At 68.6% G+C, this 18,121-nt stretch carries 12 protein-coding genes and 1 other RNA gene; 7 read left to right on the top strand and 6 right to left on the bottom strand.

Translation table 11 applies throughout. From position 1 onward, the window contains the following. Nucleotides 1-27: 27 nt before the first annotated feature. Together phoB and phoR are read left to right on the top strand one after the other, a co-directional pair. On the top strand, nucleotides 28-720 hold the full coding sequence (phoB, locus tag AC1VNX_RS19340; RefSeq protein ID WP_007836652.1) for a phosphate regulon transcriptional regulator PhoB: 693 nt from the start codon (nucleotides 28-30) through the stop codon (nucleotides 718-720). Between the two features lie 44 nt (nucleotides 721-764). Continuing rightward, nucleotides 765-2,102 (top strand): phosphate regulon sensor histidine kinase PhoR, encoded by a 1,338-nt coding sequence (gene phoR, locus AC1VNX_RS19335; RefSeq protein ID WP_483158476.1) that lies wholly within the window; start codon nucleotides 765-767, stop codon nucleotides 2,100-2,102. A 28-nt stretch (nucleotides 2,103-2,130) separates the two neighbouring features. On the opposite strand, the gene AC1VNX_RS19330 is transcribed toward phoR, so the two are convergent. From AC1VNX_RS19330 to AC1VNX_RS19320, 3 genes are all read right to left on the bottom strand, one after another. Continuing rightward, nucleotides 2,131-3,474: an MATE family efflux transporter gene (locus tag AC1VNX_RS19330; protein WP_483158474.1), complete on the bottom strand. Its 1,344-nt coding sequence runs from the start codon at nucleotides 3,472-3,474 to the stop codon at nucleotides 2,131-2,133. Further along, a complete protein-coding gene (locus AC1VNX_RS19325) occupies nucleotides 3,471-5,207 on the bottom strand; it encodes a hypothetical protein (protein ID WP_483158472.1) in 1,737 nt (578 codons plus the stop codon). Before AC1VNX_RS19325 ends, AC1VNX_RS19330 begins: the two co-directional genes overlap by 4 nt. Before the next feature lie 79 nt (nucleotides 5,208-5,286). Beyond that, nucleotides 5,287-5,556 carry a type B 50S ribosomal protein L31 gene (locus tag AC1VNX_RS19320; protein WP_019653042.1) on the bottom strand — a complete coding sequence of 90 codons (270 nt, stop codon included), beginning with the start codon at nucleotides 5,554-5,556 and terminating at the stop codon, nucleotides 5,287-5,289. Between the two features lie 189 nt (nucleotides 5,557-5,745). Here AC1VNX_RS19320 and AC1VNX_RS19315 point away from each other — a divergent pair, with 189 nt between their 5' ends. After that, nucleotides 5,746-6,813, top strand: a complete 1,068-nt coding sequence (locus AC1VNX_RS19315) for an oxidoreductase (protein WP_483158469.1) — start codon at nucleotides 5,746-5,748, stop codon at nucleotides 6,811-6,813. A 54-nt stretch (nucleotides 6,814-6,867) separates the two neighbouring features. Here AC1VNX_RS19315 and rho read toward each other — a convergent pair whose 3' ends face one another. Continuing rightward, entirely contained in the window at nucleotides 6,868-8,133 is a 1,266-nt protein-coding gene (gene rho / locus AC1VNX_RS19310) for a transcription termination factor Rho (protein ID WP_126019051.1), read from the bottom strand. A 187-nt stretch (nucleotides 8,134-8,320) separates the two neighbouring features. After that, nucleotides 8,321-8,653: a thioredoxin TrxA gene (trxA, locus tag AC1VNX_RS19305; protein ID WP_093431992.1), complete on the bottom strand. Its 333-nt coding sequence runs from the start codon at nucleotides 8,651-8,653 to the stop codon at nucleotides 8,321-8,323. Between the two features lie 151 nt (nucleotides 8,654-8,804). On the opposite strand from trxA, the gene AC1VNX_RS19300 reads away from it, so the two are divergent. Genes AC1VNX_RS19300 through AC1VNX_RS19290 form a run of 3 tightly spaced genes read left to right on the top strand, consistent with a single transcriptional unit; the run spans nucleotide 8,805 to nucleotide 15,897 of the window. Then, a complete protein-coding gene (locus AC1VNX_RS19300; RefSeq protein WP_483158466.1) occupies nucleotides 8,805-11,402 on the top strand; it encodes a PD-(D/E)XK nuclease family protein in 2,598 nt (865 codons plus the stop codon). Continuing rightward, nucleotides 11,399-14,662: a UvrD-helicase domain-containing protein gene (locus AC1VNX_RS19295; RefSeq protein WP_483158464.1), complete on the top strand. Its 3,264-nt coding sequence runs from the start codon at nucleotides 11,399-11,401 to the stop codon at nucleotides 14,660-14,662. Before AC1VNX_RS19300 ends, AC1VNX_RS19295 begins: the two co-directional genes overlap by 4 nt. Continuing rightward, the gene (locus AC1VNX_RS19290) at nucleotides 14,659-15,897 is read left to right on the top strand and encodes a TIGR03862 family flavoprotein (RefSeq protein ID WP_483158462.1); all 1,239 of its coding nucleotides are present in this window, start codon (nucleotides 14,659-14,661) and stop codon (nucleotides 15,895-15,897) included. The genes AC1VNX_RS19295 and AC1VNX_RS19290 overlap by 4 nt, the downstream gene beginning before the upstream one ends. A gap of 87 nt (nucleotides 15,898-15,984) precedes the next feature. On the opposite strand, the gene ffs is transcribed toward AC1VNX_RS19290, so the two are convergent. Next, nucleotides 15,985-16,081, bottom strand: an RNA gene (gene ffs, locus AC1VNX_RS19285) — signal recognition particle sRNA small type. Nucleotides 16,082-16,244: 163 nt separating this feature from the next. On the opposite strand from ffs, the gene dnaX reads away from it, so the two are divergent. Then, on the top strand, nucleotides 16,245-18,104 hold the full coding sequence (gene dnaX / locus AC1VNX_RS19280; protein WP_483158460.1) for a DNA polymerase III subunit gamma/tau: 1,860 nt from the start codon (nucleotides 16,245-16,247) through the stop codon (nucleotides 18,102-18,104). The last annotated feature ends 17 nt before the right edge of the window (nucleotides 18,105-18,121 follow it).

The following is an 18,121-nucleotide window of genomic DNA, read 5'->3' as shown; positions in this document are numbered from 1 at the left end:
CAACCGCGGCAAGACTCCCAAGCAAGCATGAAGAAACCCCGAGTCCTGATCGTCGAAGACGAGTCCTCGATCGCCGAGCTGATCGCCGTCAACCTGCGCCACAACGGCTTCGAGCCGATCTGGTCGGAAGATGGCGCCGCGGCCCAGCGCGAGATCGACGCCTTCCTGCCGGATCTGATCCTGCTCGACTGGATGCTGCCGGGCCAGAGCGGCCTGCAGCTCGCGCGCCAGTGGCGCAAGGACCCGCGCACCAAGGCCATCCCGATCCTGATGCTGACCGCGCGTGGCGACGAACCCGACAAGGTTGCCGGCCTCGATGCCGGTGCCGACGACTACATCACCAAGCCGTTCTCCACCCAGGAAATGCTGGCCCGCATCCGTGCGGTGCTGCGACGCCGGGCGCCGGAAGTGGTCACCGAGCGCGTCGAGATCGGCGAATTGGCCCTCGATACCTCCACCCATCGCGTGACCTGGCAGGGCGGCGCGCTGAAGGTCGGCCCCACCGAATTCAAGCTGCTGGCCTATCTGATGCAGCATGCCGAGCGCGTGCACAGCCGTGCGCAGTTGCTCGACAAGGTGTGGGGCGACCACGTCTACATCGAGGAGCGCACGGTCGACGTGCACGTCAAGCGCCTGCGCGAATCGCTGGGCGCGGCGGCGCCGATGGTCGAAACCGTCCGCGGAGCGGGCTATCGCCTGACCGCCCAAGTCACGGTTTGACCGCCGTGGCTTCCCTTGGCCGCGGGCGCGGATAATCGCCCGCCATGCCTTTTCGAATTGCTACTTTTTTAATAGCGTCCCTCGTATTGGGGGCGGGCGCTGTTGCCATTTTTGGCTGGAAATTCGGTTGGCTGGGCGCCTGGCTCGGTGCGGTGCTCTGGCTGGGGTTCGACGCCTGGCGTGCCGACCGCCTGCTGCGGGTGTTGCGCAACGATGCCAGCGGGCTGCCGTCGCGTGGGCCGGGTGTTTGGGGCGAACTGTCCGAACGCATCCGCAAGCTGCTGCGCGACCGCGAGCAGCAGACCCGCCAAGCCGAGGATCGTCTGCAGGAGTTCCTCGCGGCAATCCAGGCGTCTCCCAATGGCGTGGTGCTGCTCGATGAGCAGGGCCGCATCGAGTGGTGCAACCAGACGGCGGCGAGCCAGTTCGGCATCGACGCCGAGCGCGATCTGGCGCAGCACCTGGCGAACCTCGTGCGTGACCCGGCCTTTGTGGCTTACCTCGCGTCCTGGAACTACAGCCGCGACGTGATCATCGATGCCTCCGGGCTCGCTCACGGCCACCAGCGCAGCCACCCGGTGCGGCTGTCGGTGCAGGTGCATCCCTATGCCGGCAACCGTCGCATGCTGCTCACGCGCGACATCACCGCGCTCGAGCAGGCCGAGGCGATGCGGCGAGATTTCGTGGCGAATGTGTCGCACGAGATCCGCACGCCGCTTACGGTACTGGCGGGCTTCGTCGAGACCCTTCAGAACCTGCCGCTCGATGCGGACGAGCGCACGCGCTACCTGTCGCTGATGGGGCAGCAATCGCACCGCATGGAAACGCTGGTGAACGACCTGCTGACGCTGTCGCGGCTGGAAGGCAGCGCGCCGCCCTCCGGCAGCCAGTGGATTCGCATCCGCGCGCTGTTTGCGCAGTGCGAGGACGAGGGGCGTGGCCTTTCGGGGCGCCTGACGCCGCAAGGACACCGGCTGTCGTTCACCGTCGATGCCGAATCCGAAGTGTCGGGCGCGCCGACCGAGCTGCAGAGTGCGATGTCCAACCTGCTGAGCAATGCCATCCGCTACACGCCCGGAGGTGGCGAGGTGGCCGTTAGCTGGCGCGTGCTGCCGGACGGGCGAGGCGAATATGCCGTGAAAGATACCGGCCCGGGCATCGCCGCCGAGCACATTCCGCGGCTGACCGAGCGCTTCTACCGCATCGATCGCAGCCGCTCTCGCGAAACCGGAGGCACCGGGCTGGGGCTGGCGATCGTCAAGCACATCGCGCAGCGGCATGGCGCGGAACTGCGCATCGAAAGCACGGTGGGCAAGGGCTCCCGCTTCGCGCTGGTGTTCCCGGCGGCGCGCGTGCGGGAAGCGCGCGTGATGGCGAAGTAGGCCTTCGGGCCTTTTCTCTTCTTTCTCTTTATCTCGCGCGCTGGCGCATCGTCCAGCGCAGCAGCACGCCGAAGAGCAGGGCGGTCAGGGCGAGCGCGGCGGCACTCATGATCCAGAACGCCAGCGGCGACTGCATGGCCGCCCACGGGCCGAGGCCACGGTATGCGAGCAGATAGCTGCCGCCCAGGCCCACTCCCCAAAGCATCGCGCAGTAGATCACCAGCGGTGCCAGCGTGACCCGGTAGCAGCGCAGAACGAACACACAGAAGGTCTGCACGGCATCGGCGAAGTGGTACAGCGCCACGGCCAGCAGCAGCGCGCCGGCCATCGCGATGACGGCCGGATTGTCGGAGTACACGTTCGCCAGCTCGTTGCGCAGCAGGGCCATGACGGCGGCGTAGAAGAGGGCGCACAAGGCGGTCAGCTCAAAGCCCAGGCGGCAGGCGTGCCGCGCCTTGGCCGCATCTCTGGCGCCGAGCCAGAAGCTTACGCGGGCACTGGTCGCGATGGCCAGCGACAGCGGCGTCATGTAGGCCACGGCCAGCAGGTTCGATGCGATCTGGTGCGCCGCCGCGGCAGCAGTGCCAAGCCGGGCGATGAACAGCGCCATCAGCGTGAATGACGTGACTTCGACCAGCACCGCCAGGCCGCCCGGCACACCGAGCCGCGCGAACTTGCGGATCTGTTGCCAGTCGGGCGCCTCGATGCGCTTCCAGAGTCCGTAGTCGCCATAGAAAGGCTGATTGCGCAGCAGCCAGATGGCGCAGCCGAGCATGGTCCAGTTCACGCACAGCGTGGCCCAGCCGCAGCCCACGAGGCCCATGGCCGGCAGGCCCGCGCCGCCGAAGGTGAACCAGATGGACAGGGGGAGTTTCACGACCAGCGAACCCAGCTGCAGCCACGTCACGAGCTGCGGCCTGCCCAGGCTCTGGTTGAGCGTGCTGAAGAGGCGAAAGAGCAGGGCGGGCGCCAGCGCGAAGGCCAGCACGGCGAGGTAGGCCTCGACCTCGCCGCGCATCTCCGCCGGCACCTGGGTCCATTGCAGGACCGATCCCGGCAGCAGCAGGATCACCATGCCGGCCACGATGGCGATGGCCGCGAGGTACAGCGATTGCCGCACCGACCGGCCCACCTCGTCGCCGCGTCCGCCGCCGTGCAGTTCGGCCCAGACAGGCAGCAGCGCCTGCAGGACACCCATCAGGGAAACGTAGACGCTGACGAAGACCGCGGCGCCGACAGACAGCGCGGCCAATGCATGCTCGGAGTAGCGGCCCGCGATGATGGTGTCGGTCACGCCGAAGGCCATCACGGCCAACTGGCCGACGAGCACCGTGCCCGCATGCCGCGCGATCAGAGCCCGTTCGCTCCTCACTGCGGCGGGATCTTCTGGTAGAGCAGGAGGTCGTCAGCCGGGCTGCTGGGACGGCGCAGCGTACCGGCGAAGCGCCACTGGTCGAAGGGGATGATGGTGTGCAGGCGCTCGATCGTGTCGGGGCTGACCAGAAGCCACGGGCAGTCGGTACCCAGCAGCAGCGGCTGCAGGTTGAAGTTGCCGTGATGGCGCAGCGCCGCGATGTGCGGGCGGCTCAGCGCAAGCTCCGCGATGCAGCGCGGCTGGCCGACGCGCTCGGCCACGGCGCGGATCTGCGGGACGTAGCTGCGCGCGTAGTCGATGGGCGGCAGCCACAGGGTCATCAGCAGCATCCAGCACAAGGCGGTGCCGCCGGCCGGCAGCACCAGCGTCTTCCAGAGTGCGGCGCGGTGACGCCCCGTGCGCCAGCGCACCAGCCAGCACCATGCCATGGTCGCGGCAATGGCGAGCGCCACGGCGATCGGCGAGAACTCGGGCACGAAGCCGGGCACCAGCCGTGCCACGCTGGCTGCGGGCTTGGGCGGCACGCCGGTCTGCATGGCGATCCAGTAGATCCAGCCCAGCACGGCGAGGCCGCTGAAGAACAGCACGTTGAACCAGTCGATCAGCGCGGCGGCACTGCGTCGGAAAGTGGGCAGTGCGAATGCCGCGAGCGTGGCGAAGGCGGGCAGTGCCAGCAGCAGCGATCGGTCGGAGTAGTCGGTGGTCCAGGTGGCGGCCAGGGGCACCAGGGCGAACCAGAAGGGCAGAGCGACATGGCGCGCCGTGAGCTGCCGCCGCCAGCGCCAGAGCGTCCAGATGGCGAGCGGCCAGACGGGCCATGTGAACCAGACCAGCAGCTTGGCCTGGCCGCGCACGTCGCTCATCAGGGTATTGCCGGCCACGGTGATCTTCCATGTCGGCAACTTCAGGCTGAAGACCAGCACCGCCGCGAGCGCGGTGATGCCGATCGTCGTGAGCAGGGCACCTCGCGTATAGCCGGGGCCATCGTCTTCGGTGCCGATGTCTTCGCTCTCGGACTTCGCGGCAAGCCTGCGCTCATAGGCGATGTACAGCACGCTGCCGATTGCCAGCGCAAGCCCGACGGTGGGCGCGCCGCTCAGCGTGATGCCGATGGTGCCCACGGCCAGCGCGATCACCGGGCCAGCGCGACGGTAGGGCAGCGCGGCCACGCCGTAGAAAAGATGCGAGGCGAAGAAGAGCTGGGCCAGCGCGGGCGTGGTCTCGTGGCCGAGCTGGGCGAGGCCGAGGCAGGCAATCAGCGCCAGCAGGCCGCCGTCAGCGATGGCGCGCGCGTAGTCGGTCGGCCGGGCTTCCCCGCCGAAGGCAAAGGCCACGGGCTGGGCGCGTGCGGTGCGGGCCAGGTAGTACACGGCGTACCAGGTGGCCGTGAAGGTGCCCCAGAGCAGGAACGCGAACGCGACGCGGACGGCCAGGTCGGGGTTCAGCCACGCGGGGGCGATCTTGATCGCCAGGGCGCCGATCCAGTAGGGAACCAGCGCGGGCGTTTCGGGGCGCAGGCCCAGCAGCATCGGATCGAACCAGCGTGCGATGCCTTCGGTGCTGCGGGCCAACTCGGCCATGTAGCCGAAGGCCGTGATGTCGGCGCTCTTCCAGGGGCCCCGGCCGACCAGCCCGGGCAGCAGGTAAGCCGCGCACAGCAGCAGCAATGCGATGCGCGGCAGCCGGCGCACGGCGCTCTGGGCAACGATCGCGGGGGTGGGCTGGTTCAAGTGGTGGGAGAAGACGGGATTCGGAAAGAAAAAGGGCAGCGCGGTAAACCGGGCTGCCCTCGACGCAAAAGCGCGTACCTTACTTCGAGGCGGCGCCGGTGGTCTTGCCGAAGCGGTTGCGGAACTTCTCGACGCGGCCGCCCATGTTGTCGACCGACTTCTGCGTGCCGGTGTAGAACGGGTGCGATTCGCTCGTGGTATCGAGCTTGAACAGCGGCAGTTCGCGGCCGTCGTCGGTTTTGCCCATTTCCTTGGTGTTCGCGCACGAACGGGTCACGAACTTGAAGCCGTTCGACATGTCGACGAACAGGACTTCGCGGTAATTCGGGTGGATGCCTTCTTTTGCCATGGTGTTTCCTTTTGCGCTTTTGGAATCAATGCGCGGTCGATGCGAGAGCCACTATCGCGCCAGTCATCTGGCGCACTATCCCGGACCCGGAGGAGCCCGGAAAGCCGGGCCAAGCTGCCCGGCCGCACTTTTCGCGGAGCCCACGATTATCGCATACTGCCCCATTTTCGAGCAAACCAAGGCCCTCGCATGACCTCCAACCCCCTTCGCGCAGGCCTGGTCGGCTACGGTTTTGCAGGCCAGACCTTTCATGCGCCCGTGCTTTCGGCCGTTCCGGGGCTGGAGTTGGCGGCCGTGGCGAGCTCGCAGCCACACAAAGTGCATGCCGATTGGCCTGGCGTGGCTGTGGTGCCCGACGTGACCGCGCTGGTGGCCCGTTCCGACATCGACCTGATCGTGGTCGCCACACCCAATGCCCAGCATCACCCGGTTGCCAAGGCGGCGCTGGAGGCCGGCAAGCACGTGGTCGTGGACAAACCCTTCACCCTCGACGTGGCCGAGGCGAGGGAGCTTGAGTTGTTGTCTGCACGCAACAATCGGATCCTGGCGGTCTACCAGAACCGGCGCTTCGATTCCGATTTCCTGACCCTCAAGCAGCTTCTCGCCTCTGGCGAACTGGGCCGCCCCGTGTACCTGGAGTCGCACTTCGACCGTTTCCGCCCCGAGGTGAAGGAGCGCTGGCGCGAACAGGCGGTGCCTGGCTCGGGCCTCTGGGTCGACCTGGGCTCCCATCTGGTCGACCAGGCGGTGCAGCTTTTCGGTCGTCCCGACACGATCCAGCTCGACACTGCGGTCCTGCGCGACGGCGCCGTGGTCGAGGACTACTTCCATGCCGTGCTGCGGTACGAGTCCGGGCCGCACGCGCCGCTGCGCGTGGTACTGCATTCGACGACGCTGGCGGCGCATGCCGCGCCACGCTACATCGTGCACGGCACGCGCGGAAGCTACGTCAAGCATGGCGTCGATACCCAGGAAGATGCGCTGCGCGCAGGGCAGAGGCCGCCGACGGAAGGTTGGGGCGCCGATCCGCTGGATGGCGAACTCACGCTGATCGACAGCAACGGGGTGCCTGCCAAGCGCAGCGTTCCCACGCACCCCGGCAACTATGTCGACTACTACGCCGCAGTGCGCGACGCCATCCTCGGCCGCGGCCCGAATCCGGTGCCGCCCGAACAGGCTGTCGAGCTGATGGAGCTGCTCGACCTCGGCCGGCAAAGCGCACTCGAAGGCCGCGCCTTGCCCACACGGCGCCCATGAAAAAAGCGCGTTGACCCGCAAGGGCCAACGCGCTTTTGCGCAAGAGCGTGGTGCTCAGCCGCCGCGACGCATCATGTCGAAGAACTCGACATTGGTCTTCGTCGCCTTCATGTTCTTGAGCATCAGCTCCATCGACTCGATCTCGTCCATGTTGTACATGAGCTGGCGCAGGATGCGGGTCTTCTGCAGGATCTCGGGCGCCAGCAGCAGTTCTTCGCGACGCGTGCCGCTGCGGTTGAGCTGGATCGAAGGGAATACGCGCTTTTCGTACAGGCGGCGGTCGAGGTGGATTTCGGAGTTGCCGGTGCCCTTGAACTCTTCGAAGATCACTTCGTCCATGCGGCTGCCGGTGTCGATCAGCGCGGTGCCGATGATGGTCAGCGAGCCGCCTTCTTCCACGTTGCGCGCGGCGCCCAGGAAGCGCTTGGGACGCTGCAGCGCGTTGGAGTCGACACCGCCGGTCAGCACCTTGCCCGACGAAGGCACGACGTTGTTGTAGGCACGGGCCAGGCGGGTGATGGAGTCGAGCAGGATCACCACGTCCTTCTTGAGCTCGACCAGGCGCTTGGCGCGCTCGATCACCATTTCGGCCACGTGCACGTGGCGCGCAGCGGGCTCGTCGAAGGTCGAGGCAATGACCTCGCCCTTCACCGTGCGCTGCATTTCGGTCACTTCTTCAGGGCGCTCGTCGACGAGCAGCACCATCATGTGGACGTCGGGGTAGTTGGCGCTGATGGCGTGGGCGATGTGCTGCATCATCACCGTCTTGCCGCTCTTGGGCGGCGCCACGAGCAGGGCGCGCTGGCCTTTGCCGATGGGGGCGATGATGTCGATGATGCGGCCCGTGATGTTCTCGTCGCCCTTGATGCCGTCGCGTTCGAGCTTCATCTGCTCCTTGGGGAACAGCGGCGTCAGGTTCTCGAACATCACCTTGTGCTTGTTCTGCTCCGGCGGGCCATTGTTGACCTTGTCGAGCTTGGTCAGCGCGAAGTAGCGCTCGCCGTCCTTGGGCGTGCGCACCTCGCCTTCGATCATGTCGCCGGTGTGCAGGTTGAAGCGGCGCACCTGGCTGGGCGAGATGTAGATGTCGTCCGTGCTGGCCGTGAAGCTGGTGTCGGGGCTGCGCAGGAAGCCGAAGCCGTCGGGCAGTATTTCGAGCACGCCGTCGGCAAAGACCTGTTCGCCGGCCTTGGCGCGCTTCTTGATGATCGCGAACATCAGCTCCTGCTTGCGCATGCGGCCGACGTTTTCGATCTCAAGCGCTTCAGCCTGCTTGAGGACTTCAGACACGTGGAGTGCCTTGAGTTCGTTTAAGTGCATGGAATGACCCCTGATGGGGCAATCGAACGGAAAACGGGGGGAGGTTGAACGTGAAGCGAGAACTGCCTCACCAACCGGGGAACTCGAACCAGTTGCCTCTAGAGGAAAGGACCGGTGATCTGGGGGAGATTATGACAGGAAAAACGCGCCGGCCAACGCATTGCGCGCTGGCCGGTTGAAATGTCGCTCAGGCGAGCTGCTGGTCGATGAAGGCCGTGAGCTGAGCCTTGCTCATCGCACCGACCTTCGTGGCGGCCAGTTGGCCGTCCTTGAACAGCATCAGGGTGGGGATGCCGCGGATGCCGAACTTGGCGGGGATGTCGCGGTTCTCGTCCACATTCAGCTTGGCGATCTGCAGCTTGCCCTCGTATGCAGCCGACACTTCGTCCAGGATGGGGGCGATCATCTTGCAGGGGCCGCACCATTCGGCCCAGTAGTCGACCAGAACGGGCTGGCTGGACTTGAGCACGTCGGCCTCGAAGGAGGAATCGGAGATGTGTTTGATGAGTTCGCTGGCCATGTGTGAATCCTTGTGCGCAGAGAGTTTCGGTGCAGCTAAAGTGCTGGTCATTGTGACAGAAACCAAGGGGTGGCGTTCCGTGCGGACACGCTATGGCGGCGATAGCCAAAGCCCTTGCGCGATGCGCTCTCCAACCCCTCGATAGAACTGAATGAACGAAGGCCACCCCGTGCAGGCCCTGTGGTGCGATCCAGCCGACGGCGTCGTCGCGCGGATCGTCCGCGCGCTCGCCGAACGCCAGCTGCATGCCGCCCGCACCGTGGTGCTGGTGCCCTATGCGCAGCTGATGGGCGTGGCGCGCGCCATGTGGGCGCGCTGCGGAAGCCCCGGCTTCGTGCCGCGCTTCGAAACCACCCACAACTGGGCCCGCAGCGCGGGCGGCTTCGTGCCGACGGGCTACGACATCGCCCACGACATGGCGCGCGACCTGGTCACGGCCCAGGCCCTGCTGTCGCAGGCGGGCTTCCATGCCGAGCGCTTCGCCCTGGCCGGCCGCGTCGTCGAGCTTGCCTACCAGCTCGGCCCCCTTGCGGCCGCGGTGACACCGGAAGAGCGCGGCGGCGAATGGGCCCGGCGCGCGGCGAGCGTGGCCGATGCCGGCAGCGAGTCGGAATGGTTCCGCATCGAAAGCGCGCTGATCCGCATCGCCGTCGCGTGGACCTCCACCTCGGGCTATGCCACCGACGTGCTGCAGCGCGAATCCACGCGGGCCCAAGTCGACGCGCTGATCGTGCTCGAAGGCTTCCAGGCCGATCCGCTCACCCAGTCTCTCTGCAAGCTTTGGGGCGACCACGCGCTTCATCTCTCACTCGTGCCTTCGGGCGCGCCCACGCAGGTCTGCGCCTCCCACGTTGCCCTCGACCCCGAGGACGAGGCCGAGCTTGCCGCCGCCTGCGTGCTGCGCCACCTCGCCGACGGCCGCGCGCCCGTCGCGCTGGTGGCGACCGATCGCGCGCTCACCCGCCGCATCAGCGCGCAGCTGAGTGCACAGGGTGTCGTCACGCACGACGAAACAGGCTGGAAGCTCTCGACCACCCGCGCCGCCGCCACGCTGATGAGCGCGCTGCGCGCCTGCGCCCACGACGCCACCAGCGACCAGGTGCTCGAATGGCTCAAGAGCGGAGCCGACGGCGATGCGCCCGCCGTCCAGTCGCTCGAAGCCCGCCTGCGCCAGGAGGCCATGCGCGACTGGTCGACCTGGTGCGCCCTGATGACCCGCAGCGAGAAGTCCAAGGACACCGCGCTGCTCGTTTTCACCGAGGCCATCGAGGCGCGCCGCGCGCCCATGGCCCGCTCGCGCTCGTTGGCCGAATGGCTGCGCGCGCTGCGCGAACTGCTGGAGGCCAGCGGTCAATGGGCCTTGCTCGACGAGGACCTGGCCGGCGGCAAGGTGATCGGCGCGCTGTGGCTCGACGCGGGCGCGCACGGCGACGACGAGGACGAGTTCCCCGGCGGCCGCCACACCCTGGCCGAGTTCACCGCCTGGGTCCGCGACGTGCTCGAAGACGCGAGCTTCGTGCCCCCCGCAGGCGACCAGGCTCCCCGGGTCGTGGTGCTGCCGCTCTACCAGCTGCTGGGCCGATCCTTCGGCGCAGTGGTCGTCCCCGGCTGCGACGACCGGCGCCTGCCCGCATCGCCCGAACCGCCCGGCAACTGGAGCGCCGCCCAGCGCCTCGAGCTGGGCCTGCCGTCGCGCGAGGCGCTCGAAGCCGCCCAGCGCGCGGCCTGGGCCGCGGCCCTGCACAACCCCTCGTGCGAGCTCATCTGGCGCCAATCAGACGCCAGCGGCGAGCCCGTGCGGCCGAGCCCGCTGGTACAGGCGCTGCAGCTCGACCATGCGCTGCAGCCCTCGGCCGACCCGCGCACGCCGCGCGAAGTGGCCATCAAGCCGACCGGCTACCCGACACCCTCCGGCGCGCTCCTGCCGCTGCAGAACATTTCCACCAGCGTCTACGAAGACCTGCGCCGCTGCCCCTATCGTTTCTTCGCGCTGCGCCAGCTGGGCCTGCGCAGCGCCGACGAGCTCGATGCCGAGGTCGACAAACGCGACTTCGGTAACTGGCTGCATGCGGTGCTCGGCCACTTCCACGAGGCGCTGGCCGAAGCACCGACACAGGATGCGCAGCAGCGCACCGCCTTCATCGAGGAGGCGGCCCGTCGCTCCACGCAGGAACTCGGACTCTCCGATGCCGAGTTCCTGCCCTTCGCCGCCGCATGGCCCGCCGTGCGCGACGGCTACCTTACCTGGCTCACAGGGCACGAGGCGGCCGGTGCTGTCTTCGCCGAGTCCGAGCCCTGGAAGGAGCAGGCGCTGGGCGACTTGCGCCTGATCGGCCGGCTCGATCGCATCGACCGCATGCCCGATGGCCAGGCCTTCGTGATCGACTACAAGACCGAGTCCGCCACCGTCAGCAAGGAGCGCGTGAAGGACCCCACCGAAGACACGCAGTTGGCCTTCTACGCCGCGCTGGTGGCCGACGACACCCTGCGCGCGGCATACGTCAACGTGGGCGAGAAGGCCGCCGGCACGCAGACCGTCGAGCAGCCTGCGGTGGTCGAGGCGCGCGACGCGCTGGTGGCCGGCATCATCGAAGACTTCAGGCGCATCGCGCAGGGCGCGGCGCTGCCGCCGCTGGGCGAGGGTGCCGTCTGCGACTACTGCGCCGCGCGGGGCCTGTGCCGCAAGGACTTCTGGGACGAGGCGGCCCCGCCGCCGGGCGTCGAAGTCACTGGAGGCGACACGCAATGAGCGGCGCAGCCTACGAACACAACGGCCGGCACGTCACGCGCGAGGTCTTCTACACCGTCGCCTGCGATCCACGTCGCTCGGTCGCGGTCGAGGCCTGCGCCGGCGCGGGCAAGACCTGGATGCTGGTCTCGCGCATCCTGCGCGCGCTGCTCGAAGAGGGCGACACCGCCTGCGAGCCGCACGAGATCCTGGCCATTACCTTCACGAAAAAGGCTGCCGGCGAGATGCGCGAGCGCCTCGACCAGTGGCTGGAAGATTTCGCTGAGCGCCCGCAGGAAGAGCTGGTCGCCCAGCTGGTGATGCGCGGCATGGAGCCGGTTGCGGCCTCGGCCGCGGTACCGCGCCTCAAGGGGCTCTACCGGCGCCTGCTCGAAGGCGGCAGGCCGGTGCAGTTCCGCACCTTCCACGCCTGGTTCGCGGGCCTGCTGCGCAACGCGCCGCTCGCGGTGCTGCGCGAACTGGGCCTGCCGTCGAACTACGAGCTGCTCGAAGACGACGCGGAGGCGCGGGGCCACACCTGGCGGCCTTTCTTCGAGGCCGTGACAGCCAGCAAGGAGGCGCTGGCCGACTACTACGCCGTCGTCGCCACGCACGGCCGCTCGCAGACGGCCAAGGCGCTGGGCGAGGCGCTGTCGAAGCGCGTGGAGTTCTCGCTGGCCGACGCGGAGAACGCGGTCCAGCATTTCAGCGCGCTCCACCCGACGCTCGAAGGGCTGGACGAGCCGACCGAAGCCTTGCGCGGCGAACCGGTCCGCCGCCGCTGGCTCGACCGGGCCGCCGCGCTGGGCCGCGAGAGCAACAAGACGCCGCAGAAGGCGGCCGAAGCGATCATCGACGTGTTCGGCTCGGGCGAGCCGGCCGGCGATGCGCTGGTCGCCGCACTTGCCCACCTGCGCAAGAACTTCTTCGTGGCGACGGAAGACCGCCTCAACAAGAACCTGCAGAAGTTCCCCGCCGCGCAGGAGGCCGAGGCCGAGCTGCAGGTGCTGTGCGCCGCGCAGGCCCAGCACGCCGCCTGGCTCTACCAGCAGCGCATGACGCGCCTCACGCGCCTGCTGATCGCTGCCTTCGCCGACGTGAAGCGTGCGCACGGCTGGGTCGACATGAACGACGTCGAGCAGGCGGCGCAGCTGCTGCTGGGCCAGTCGGCCCTCTCTGGCTGGGTGCAGGAGCGGCTGGACGCGCGCATCGCGCACCTGCTGATCGACGAGTTCCAGGACACCAACCCGCTGCAGTGGCAGGCGCTCTATGGCTGGCTCAGTGCATATACCGGCGCGCAGGGCCGTGCGCCGCGCGTGTTCATCGTGGGCGACCCGAAGCAGAGCATCTACCGCTTCCGCCGCGCCGAGCCGCAGGTGTTCATCGCCGCGAAGAAGTTCGTTCGCGAAGGGCTCGATGGCGAGCTGCTGAACTGCGACCACACGCACCGCAACGCGCAGTCGGTGGTCGGGCTGGTCAACGCGGCGATGCTTGCCGCGCAGGAGGCCGGCGAGTTCGATGGCTACCGCGCCCACACCACCGAGCGTCGCGACGATGGCGAACTGCTGCGGCTGCCGGCCATCGACCGCGACGCGGTCGGCGGCGGCACGGCCGAAGCCGCTCCCGCCGACGACGGCATGCTGCACTGGCGCGACAGCCTCGTCACGCCGCGCGTGCTGCCCGAGGAGCAGCTGCTGCAGAAGGAATGCGAGCAGGCCGCCCGATGGGTGGCGCAGCGCATCGCCGACGGCACCCAGCCCAGCCGCATCATGGTGCTGGCGCGCAGGCGCAGCCGGCTCTCGGCCATGCAGGACGCGCTGCGCCAGCGCCACATTCCCGTGCAGCAGCCCGAAAAAAACGACCTCCACGACGCACCCGAGGTGCAGGACGTGGTTGCGCTGATCGACGCGCTGGTGTCGCCCGCGCACGATCTTTCTCTGGCCAGGGCGCTGAAGTCACCGGTGTTCGGCATCGACGACGAGGCCCTGGTGCAGCTCGCGTTGCGCCAGCGCGAGCGCGGCCCCGTGAGCTGGTTCTCGCTGATCCAGAAGGACGAGAGCCTGCCGCCGGTGCTTGTCGAGGCCGGCGTCAGGCTCAAGCGTTGGCAGCGCTGGCTGATGACGCTGCCGCCCCACGACGCGCTCGACGCGATCTTCCACGACGGCGACCTGCTCGCGAAGTTCGGCGCCGCCGTGCCGGCCGCGATGCGTCAGAGTGCATTGGCCAACCTGCGGGGCGTGCTGTCGGCGTCGCTGGACATCGACGGCGCGCGCTTCGCAACGCCCTATGCGCTGGTGCGCGCGCTGCGCGCAGGCGGCGTGCGGGCACCGACCGTGACCGCGCCCGAGGCCGTGCAACTGCTGACCGTGCACGGCGCCAAGGGGCTGGAGGCCGATACGGTGCTCATGCTCGACTGCGACGCTCCTGCGCCGCGGGCCCAGACCATGGGCGTGCTGGTCGAGTGGAAGGGCAGCGACAGCGCGCCGACGCGCTTCGTATTCCTCGCGAGCGAGAAGGCACCGCCGGCCTGTGCCGTTGCGCTGCTCGAGGAGGAGCAGCGCGCGCGCCATCGCGAGGAGCTCAACGGCCTCTACGTCGCCGTCACGCGGGCGCGAGAGCGGCTGGTGCTTTCGTCGGTGAAGCCGGCGCGTGCCAACGAAGGCAGCTGGTGGTCGCGACTGCAGCCGCTGTGCGAGCCCACCGAGGCCGACGAGCCGCTGGTGGCGCTGCCGACCGAAGCCGGTGCGGGCAGCTTTGCAATGAAACGCATGCCGGAGGCGCCCGAGCCTGCCGAGCAGCCGTCCGCGAAGAAGACGGCCGCCACCACGGTGGACGCGCGTGCCGCCGCCTTCGGGCAGGCCATGCACCGGCTGCTCGAATGGGCCGTGCCGGGCGAACCGCTGCCGGCCGCCCATGTGCGGGCCGCCGCCCGCGAATTCCTGCTCGATGCGCAGCAGGCGCGTGGTGCCGCCGCGCTGGCCCAGCGCATCCGCGCGGGCGAGGGGGCCTGGGTGTGGGACGATCGCAGGGTCGACTGGCATGGCAATGAAGTCACGCTGGTGCACGAAGGCGAGACCCTGCGCATCGACCGGCTGGTGCGCGAGCGCGACAGCGGTGTCTGGTGGGTGCTCGACTACAAATCCGCGGCGCGCCCCGAAAAGGACGCCGCGCTGATCGCACAGATGCAGCGTTATCGCGCGGCAGTGCAACATGCCTATCCCGGTGCCACCGTGCGTGTCGCGTTCCTCACCGGGCAGGGCGAATTGGTGAATCTCGAATGACTGTTTCCCCCACCGTCGCCGTCATCGGCGGCGGACCCGCCGGCCTGATGGCGGCTGAAGTTCTGAGCGCGTCCGGCGCGCAAGTGCACGTCTACGACGCAATGCCCTCGGTGGGCCGCAAGTTCCTGCTGGCCGGCCGCGGCGGGCTGAACCTCACGCACTCCGAGCCCTTCGATGCGTTCGTGAGCCGCTTCGGCGAGCGCCGCGCGCAGTTGGAGCCGATGCTCGCGCTGTTCGGGCCGCAGCAGGTGCGTGCATGGGCGAGCGGCCTGGGCATCGAGACCTTCGTGGGGACGTCGGGGCGTGTGTTCCCGACCGACATGAAGGCCGCGCCGCTGCTGCGTGCGTGGCTGCACCGGCTGCGCGCGGCGGGTGTGCAGTTCCACATGCGGCATCGCTGGGTGGGCGAGGGAGTCTTCGACCCGGCATCGCTGCGATTCGCGACGCCGGCCGGCGAGGCCACGGCCAGCGCCGATGCCGTCGTGCTGGCGCTGGGCGGGGCGAGCTGGGCGCGGCTCGGTTCGGATGGTGCGTGGGCGCCTTGGCTGGAGGCGAAGGGCGTGGACGTCGCGCCGCTGCAGCCGGCCAACTGCGGCTTCGACGGCTCGGGCTGGAGCGAGCATTTCTCCAGTCGTTTCGCAGGCCAGCCCTTCAAGTCGGTCGCGATTTCGTTCACCGACAGCCACGGACGGCATTTCGCGCGCAAGGGCGAGTTCGTCGCGACCGCGACCGGCATCGAAGGCAGCCTGATCTATGCAGCCTCGGCGTTGCTGCGCGACGAGATCGCCGAAAAGGGAAGCGCGACGCTGCTGCTCGATCTGCTGCCGGATCGCAGCGCCGAGCAGGTGCTGGCCGCGGTGAAGCATCCGCGCGGGGCGCGGTCGCTCAGCAGCCATCTCAAGAGCAGGCTCGGCCTGGAAGGCATCAAGGCCGGCGTGCTGCACGAGGCGCTGAGTCGTGAGGCGATGCACGACCCGGAGCAGCTCGCCGCGACCATCAAGGCCGTGCCCTTGAAGCTCGTCGCGGCGCGGCCGATCGACGAAGCCATCAGCACGGCGGGCGGCGTGCGCTTCGATGCGCTGGACGCGCAGCTCATGTCGAAGGCGCTGCAGGGCGTGTTCGTGGCGGGGGAAATGCTCGACTGGGAGGCTCCGACCGGCGGCTATCTGCTGACGGCCTCGATGGCCAGCGGCGCGGCGGCGGCGCGCGGCGCAATCCGGCGGCTGGGCCTTTGAGGCCTCGCATCGCTGGACTTTCTGTCGCCGGAGATTTTTGCAGGCCCCGTTTCATTTCGCATGGAATGAAACGAAACCGCTGAAGAAGTTGACGAGCCTTACCCCTGGCACTGACTACGCAGTTAGGGCTGCTTGGTTCCCCACCTGACCCGGTTGGCCACTTCACCATGCAGGGAGGCCCGTCAGCGCGTATTGTAACCCCCCAGGCTGCGCGCACTTCGTGTCGCTTCGCCACCCCCCTGCTGGGGGCGACACCGGAGGACCGGCGGAGCCGGATCCTCGGTGTCCCGCGAAAGGCCCTGCCGAGGTATCGGGAGGGGCTCCTCGCGCCTTTTAGAATGCCCGCAATGTCTTATCTCGTGCTCGCCCGCAAGTTCCGTCCGAAAACCTTCGGTGAGATGGTCGGCCAGGGGCATGTGGTTCAGGCGCTCGAGAACGCGCTGACCACGCAGCGCCTGCATCACGCTTATCTCTTCACCGGCACCCGGGGTGTCGGCAAGACCACGGTTTCGCGCATTCTTGCGAAGTCGCTCAACTGCCAGGGGCCGGACGGGCAGGGCGGCATCACGGCCACGCCGTGCGGCGTCTGCCAGGCCTGCCGCGACATCGACGCGGGCCGCTTCGTGGACTACACCGAGCTCGACGCGGCCTCCAACCGCGGCGTGGACGAGGTGCAGTCGCTGCTCGAACAGGCGGTCTACAAGCCGGTGCAGGGGCGCTTCAAGGTCTTCATGATCGACGAAGTGCACATGCTCACGAACACCGCGTTCAACGCGATGCTCAAGACGCTCGAGGAGCCGCCCGAGTACCTCAAGTTCGTGCTGGCCACGACCGACCCGCAGAAGGTGCCTGTGACGGTGCTGTCGCGTTGCCTGCAGTTCAACCTGAGGCCGATGGCGCCCGAGACGGTGCTCGAACACCTCACTGCCGTGTTGCAGACCGAAAGCGTGCCGGCCGAGCCGCAGGCGCTGCGCCTGCTGGCGCGCGCGGCGCGCGGCTCGATGCGCGACGCGCTCTCGCTCACCGACCAGGCCATCGCCTTCGGCAACGGCGAGCTCGTTGAAGCCGGCGTGCGCCAGATGCTCGGCAGCGTCGATCGCGGCCATGTGTTCCGCCTGATCGAGGCGCTGGCGCAGGGCGACGGCAAGACGGTGGTCGAGACTTCCGAAGCGCTGCGCGTCGACGGCATGTCCGCCGCCTCCACGCTGGAAGAAATGACGGCCGTGCTGCAGGCCATGGCGGTGCTGCAGGCCGTGCCTTCGCGCGCGGAATCGGCCGATGCCGCCACCGACCCCGACGCAGCCGACACCGCGCGCCTCGCCGCGCTGATGCCGGCCGACGAAACCCAGCTGCTCTACAGCCTGTGCCTGCACGGCCGTGGCGAGCTGGGCCTGGCCCCCGACGAGTACGCCGCGCTGACCATGGTGCTGCTGCGGTTGCTGGCCTTCAAGCCTTCCAGCGCGGCCGCTTCGACGGCTACCCCGGAAAAAAAAACTCTGAATGAAGCTGCGGCCGCGCCGCCGCAGGCTCCTGCGGTGCGCGTTGCGCCACCTGCGCCAGCCCCGGCTCCTGTTGCTCCCATGGCTGCCAGGCCTGCGTTGGAGTCGCCGGTTGCATCGGCCCCAACGCAATCGGCACCGGTTCCCGCAGGCCACCGCCTCGCCGTGGTCGACGAACCCCGGCAGGCCGAGCCCCGGCCCGGCAGCGCCGGCGATGCTCCCGCCAAGGTCGTCGGCGTGCCGATCCGCGTGCAGCCGCCGCCGAGCGCCCGCGACACCCCGCGCCCCGACGAACCGCGCAGCACCTTCACGCCGATTCCGACCAGCGAGGACGGCGACTTCTGGTACGCCACGGTCACGCAGCTGGTCGCGGCCGAGGCCATCACCGCGCTGGCGCGGGAGCTCGCCCTGCAGTCGCAGATGGTGGGCCGCGACACCGACCAATGGCTGCTGCGCATCGAGCGCGAGACGCTCAACCAGCCGTCCGCCCGCGAAAAGCTCACCGTCGCGCTGAACAGCGCCGGCCACAACGTCAAGCTCGCCATCGAGGTCGGCGGCGTGGTCGACAGCCCCGCGCGCCGCAACAAGCAGGCGGCCGACGAGCGGCAGCGCCTGGCCGAGGAAGCCATCATGAGCGACCCCGAAGTACAGGCGCTGATGCGCGATTTCGACGCGAAGATCGTCCCCGGCACGCTCAAGCCGGCCTGAGTTCGCGTCTCCCGTAT

It is taken from the genome of Variovorax sp. TLI9-5A (assembly GCF_056867935.1).
This window is presented reverse-complemented; position numbering and strand designations above follow the sequence as displayed.

What these genes read in the sequence shown, in the direction of transcription:
- phoB (WP_007836652.1), top strand. Translation starts at nt 28, where the DNA reads ATGAAGAAACCCCGAGTCCTGATCGTCGAAGACGAGTCCTCGATCGCC.
- phoR (WP_483158476.1), top strand. Translation starts at nt 765, where the DNA reads ATGCCTTTTCGAATTGCTACTTTTTTAATAGCGTCCCTCGTATTGGGG.
- AC1VNX_RS19320 (WP_019653042.1), bottom strand. Translation starts at nt 5,556, where the DNA reads ATGGCAAAAGAAGGCATCCACCCGAATTACCGCGAAGTCCTGTTCGTC.
- AC1VNX_RS19315 (WP_483158469.1), top strand. Translation starts at nt 5,746, where the DNA reads ATGACCTCCAACCCCCTTCGCGCAGGCCTGGTCGGCTACGGTTTTGCA.
- rho (WP_126019051.1), bottom strand. Translation starts at nt 8,133, where the DNA reads ATGCACTTAAACGAACTCAAGGCACTCCACGTGTCTGAAGTCCTCAAG.
- trxA (WP_093431992.1), bottom strand. Translation starts at nt 8,653, where the DNA reads ATGGCCAGCGAACTCATCAAACACATCTCCGATTCCTCCTTCGAGGCC.
- AC1VNX_RS19300 (WP_483158466.1), top strand. Translation starts at nt 8,805, where the DNA reads ATGAACGAAGGCCACCCCGTGCAGGCCCTGTGGTGCGATCCAGCCGAC.
- AC1VNX_RS19295 (WP_483158464.1), top strand. Translation starts at nt 11,399, where the DNA reads ATGAGCGGCGCAGCCTACGAACACAACGGCCGGCACGTCACGCGCGAG.
- AC1VNX_RS19290 (WP_483158462.1), top strand. Translation starts at nt 14,659, where the DNA reads ATGACTGTTTCCCCCACCGTCGCCGTCATCGGCGGCGGACCCGCCGGC.
- dnaX (WP_483158460.1), top strand. Translation starts at nt 16,245, where the DNA reads ATGTCTTATCTCGTGCTCGCCCGCAAGTTCCGTCCGAAAACCTTCGGT.